The 4,529-nt window shown below is 67.9% G+C and carries 4 protein-coding genes; 3 read left to right on the top strand and 1 reads right to left on the bottom strand.

Annotated features, from left to right (window positions below; genetic code table 11):
* Nucleotides 1-66 precede the first annotated feature (66 nt).
* Nucleotides 67-1,662, bottom strand: coding sequence for an FMN-binding glutamate synthase family protein (locus tag FDZ70_06765; protein TLM76291.1), 1,596 nt, complete (start codon nucleotides 1,660-1,662; stop codon nucleotides 67-69).
* 146 nt (nucleotides 1,663-1,808) lie between these two features.
* Between FDZ70_06765 and FDZ70_06760 the strand changes: the two genes are divergently transcribed.
* From FDZ70_06760 to FDZ70_06750, 3 genes are all read left to right on the top strand, one after another.
* On the top strand, nucleotides 1,809-3,137 hold the full coding sequence (locus FDZ70_06760) for a glutamine synthetase (GenBank protein TLM76290.1): 1,329 nt from the start codon (nucleotides 1,809-1,811) through the stop codon (nucleotides 3,135-3,137).
* A gap of 209 nt (nucleotides 3,138-3,346) precedes the next feature.
* Nucleotides 3,347-3,913, top strand: coding sequence for a PadR family transcriptional regulator (locus tag FDZ70_06755; GenBank protein TLM76289.1), 567 nt, complete (start codon nucleotides 3,347-3,349; stop codon nucleotides 3,911-3,913).
* Nucleotides 3,835-4,485, top strand: coding sequence for a flavodoxin family protein (locus FDZ70_06750; protein ID TLM76288.1), 651 nt, complete (start codon nucleotides 3,835-3,837; stop codon nucleotides 4,483-4,485). The genes FDZ70_06755 and FDZ70_06750 overlap by 79 nt, the downstream gene beginning before the upstream one ends.
* Nucleotides 4,486-4,529: the final 44 nt, after the last annotated feature.

The following is a 4,529-nucleotide window of genomic DNA, read 5'->3' as shown; positions in this document are numbered from 1 at the left end:
GAGACACACCGAGGGCCCCGGTCTCCCGAGGCCCTCGGCACTCCCCACCCGAAGCTTCGCGCACGCCTACGCGTCGATGATCTTGAGCGCTTCCTCGCGGTAGGCGTCGGTCACGAACGGGATGCCGGACAGCTCGGAGGCCTCGCGCGTGAGCGCCATGAGGTCCTCGCGGCCGATGGTGTTCAGGCGCATGTTGCGCGAACCGCTCATCAGCTGCTGCAGACCCACGCGGATCTTGTCCGAGTAGGTGTACACGGCGATGGCGCCGAGCGGCATCGAGTCGACCTCCGCGCCGTACTTCTCGCGCAGGGTCTCGTACGTGACGAAGATCTCCTCCTTGGTGGTGCCGAACTCGGAGACGGTCCTCGGCAGGTCGTTCTCCTTCATCCAACGCTCGATGCTGCCGCCGACGAAGCCCGGGATCATGAGCGCGCGGCCCATGCAGACGGCCTTCGTGTGCGGAGCGCCCATCGCGAGGACCTTGAAGACGTGGTCCTCGGAAGAGAAGCCGCCGGCGATGGCGATGTCGGGCACGAACGCGCCCTTGGCGCGCAGCCGGCCGACGAGCTCGTTGGTCATGCACTGGAGGTAGAACGTCGGGACGCCCCACTCCTCCATCATGCGCCACGGGCTCATGCCGGTGCCGCCGGGCGCGCCGTCGATGGTGAGCAGGTCGATCTTGGCGTTGCTCGCCCACTTGATCGCCATGGCCAGCTCGCGCATCGGGTACGCGCCGGTCTTCAGGGTGACCCGCTTGGCGCCGAGGTCGCGCAGGCGCTGGACCTCGTTGTAGAAGGCCTCCTCATCCACGAACCCGAGACGGCTGTGACGCTCGAACTGCTTGATCGCCGTCGCCTTGAACGCAGCCTGGATGGCCGGGTCGCTCGGGTCGGGGGTGACGAGGTAGCCGCGCGACTGCAGTTCGAGAGCGCGGTCGAGCGAGTTGACCTTGATCTCGCCGCCGATGCACTTCGCGCCCTGGCCCCACTTGAGCTCCATCGTCTCGACGCCCAGCGTGCCGACGCAGTACTCCGCGACGCCGAGGCGCGTGTCCTCGACGTTCATCTGAACGAGGATGTCGCCGTAGCCCTCCTCGCGGTAGCGGCGGTACGCCTCGACGCGGCGCTTCATGTCCGGGGCGTGCGTGACCTTGCCGGACGAGTCGCGCTCGAGACCCGGGTCGATGCCGCAGACGTTCTCCCCGCACACGATCGACACGCCGGAGATGGCCGCACCGATGGCGAAGCTGTCCCAGTGCTTGCGCGCGATCTCGGTCGAACCGAGCGCGCCGGTGAAGATCGGCACCTTCATCTTGATCTTGTTCGTGACGCCGAACTCGGTCTCGGTGTCGACCATCGGGAAGAGCGTGTTGTCGGGGGTACCCTCGACGCCCTCGGGCAGGCCGGCGGCGCCCAGCGCATAGCCCTGGATGTTCAGGTGCGAGTAGTCGATCGGGTAGTCCTTGTCCCCGCCGGCCGTCATCTCGCCGAAGGGACCGGGGTAGATGACCTCGCGGCCGCGGAACGAGGACTTGAAGACCTCGCAGTTGCCGCGGCAGGTGTCCATGCATCGGGTGCACAGACCCGAGCAGGGCACCACGCTCCGGGACCGGTTCGAGGTCCCCGTCGCGTCGTTGGCGTTCGGTTGCTGCAGATTGCCCATACGCTTCGACCTTCCTCCTGCACGTGGAAACGGACGGTGCGTACCCCCGCCCACCCGCGAAAGCGCGCAGGGGCTATCGTAGCGGTTCGGAAACCTGTTAGAAACACAGCGGACGGATTCACGAAACCGAAAGACGGGGTGGGCCGATGCCCGAGCACCTTCGCAAGAGCGCCATCGAGCAGATACGCGACAAGAAGATCGAGTTCATCCACCTGTGGTTCACGGACGTCCTCGGCTTCCTCAAGACGTTCGTCATCACCGCCGACGAGCTCGAGACGGCCATGACCGAGGGCATGGGCTTCGACGGCTCCTCGATCCTCGGGTTCGCCCGCATCCAGGAGTCGGACATGATCGCGCTGCCCGACCCGGCGACCCTGCAGATCCTCCCGTGGCGCCAGCAGGAGATGCTCGTGGCGACGATGTTCTGCGACGTGGTCACGCCCGACGGCACGCCGTACGAGGCCGACCCGCGGTACGTGCTGAAGCGCACGCTCAAGAAGGCCGCCGAGATGGGCTACACCTTCTTCGTCGGTCCGGAGCTCGAGTACTACTACTTCAAGAGCGACACCGGGACCGAGCTGCTCGACTCGGGCGGCTACTTCGACATGACCACGCGCGACGTGGCCGTCGACCTGCGTAAGGAGACGGTGCGGACGCTGAACAACTTCGGCATCCAGGTCGAGTACAGCCACCACGAGGTCGGCCCGAGCCAGCACGAGATCGACCTGCGCTACGCCGAGGCCCTGCGGATGGCCGACAACGTCATGACCTACCGGCTGGTGGTCAAGGAGGTCGCGCAGCTCAACGGCGTCTACGCGTCCTTCATGCCCAAGCCGATGTACGGCGAGGCCGGCAGCGGCATGCACGTCCACCAGTCGCTGTTCGCCGGCGACGCCAACGCGTTCTACGACGCCGACGACGAGCACCACCTCTCGCCGATCGCGAAGGGCTACATCGCCGGCCTGCTGAAGCACGCGCGCGCGATCTCGGGCGTGACCAACCAGTGGGTCAACTCGTACAAGCGGCTCGTCTCCGGGTACGAGGCGCCGGTCTACATCTGCTGGGCGCACCGCAACCGCTCGGCACTCGTCCGCGTGCCGATGTACAAGCCCGGCAAGGAGAAGGCGACCCGCATCGAGCTGCGCAGCCCCGACCCGGCGTGCAACCCGTACCTCGCGTTCGCGGTCATGCTCGCCGCCGGCCTCGACGGCATCGCCAACGGCTACGAGCTGCCGCCGGACGTCACCGACGACGTGTACGAGATGACGTCCGCGCAGCGCGCCGAGCGCGGCATCGGCCAGCTTCCCGAGGACCTGCACGACGCGATCGAGGCGATGGAGGGCAGCGAGCTGCTGCGCGACACGCTCGGCGACCAGGTCTTCGAGTGGTACATCAAGAACAAGCGCATCGAGTGGGACGACTACAAGTCCCGCGTGACCCCATGGGAGATGCAGGGCTACCTGCCGCTGCTGTAGCTCCCGGCACGGCGCCCTCCGCGGCGTCCGACGACCGCATCATGAAGGGCCTCCGACATGCGTCGGGGGCCCTTCAGTCTTGGTCGAGGGTTCTGCGGTCACTCTGACCTGCCCATTCCCGCTCATGCATCAAGTCGCGGTCGACTCTTGCTTTTTGTGAGACTTGTCATATACTTGTGCTGTCTCATATCGCTGAGGGGCAGTCGCAGATGTCATTGGAACACGCCATCCTCGGCTTTCTGGCCGGCGGACCTATGACGGGGTATGACCTGAAGACTCGGGGCTTCGACCGAACGGCTTCTCACGTGTGGACCGCCGACCAGGCGCAGGTCTACCGGACCCTCGACCGCCTCGTGAAGCGCCGCCTCGCCACCTCCCGGGCGGTCCCGCAGAGGGGCAAGCCGGACCGCCGGCTCTACTCGATCACCCCGCGCGGGCGCGAGGAACTGGCGACGTGGCTCGCCGCGCACGAGGAGCTGCCGCCCTACCGGGACCCCTTCCTGCTGCGGATGCTGTTCGCCTCGGACCTGTCCGACGCCGACCTGCTGCGCCTGCTCGCCGAGACGCGTGACGACTACATGCGCCGGCTCGAGCAGATCCGCACGCGGCTGGCCGCCACCCCCGAGCGCAACCGCGAGGACGCCGTGCGGCGCATGACCCTCGAAGCGTCGGCGGCTGCGGCGCGCAGCGCCATCGACTGGATCGACGCGTGCGCCGACCGCGTGCGGTCGGGGCTTCCCGCCCCCGCACTGCCGGGGATGGGGGGCGCGGGGTGAGGATACTGGCCATCGACGCCGGCCACAGGCGCAGCGCGGTGAGCCGCTCGGTCGAGCGGGCGTCCCGGGCGGCGGAGATGGCAGGCGCCGAGGTGCTGCGCATCTCCCTCGAATCGCACGACATCCGCTTCTGCACCGGCTGCGGCATCTGCCGCGCCAGCGGCGCCTGCAAGATCTCGGACGACCTGCCGGCGCTCGCGGAGATGATCCGCGACGCCGACGGCATCATCATCGGGACTCCCGGCTACTTCCGCCGGGCCAACAACGCCACGCAAGCGTTGCTCGATCGCCTGGGCGGCTACTTCGCGGCGCACGCGCGGGAAGCCGAGTCCCGCGCGTGCGCCCGGGGCCGCCACGCGATCATCATCACGGCCTGCTCGGCGCCCGAGCCGTTCGCGGCGTTCTTCGGGTACTCGACGGGTCCCATCCGCGAGCTGCGGCGCGCGCTCCAGCTCGCGGGGATACGGACGGTCGGCTCGCTGGCGGTCACGGACCTCTGGCGCCGGCCCATCGACGAACTCGACTGCCACAAGGCGGAATCTCTCGGCCGGATCCTCGTAGGGAGGCTCTAGGCGCATGTGGGAGCCCGTGTCTTATACACATCTGACGCTCGCGG

It is taken from the genome of Actinomycetota bacterium (assembly GCA_005774595.1).
In the GTDB taxonomy this organism is placed as follows: domain Bacteria; phylum Actinomycetota; class Coriobacteriia; order Anaerosomatales; family D1FN1-002; genus D1FN1-002.
This window is presented reverse-complemented; position numbering and strand designations above follow the sequence as displayed.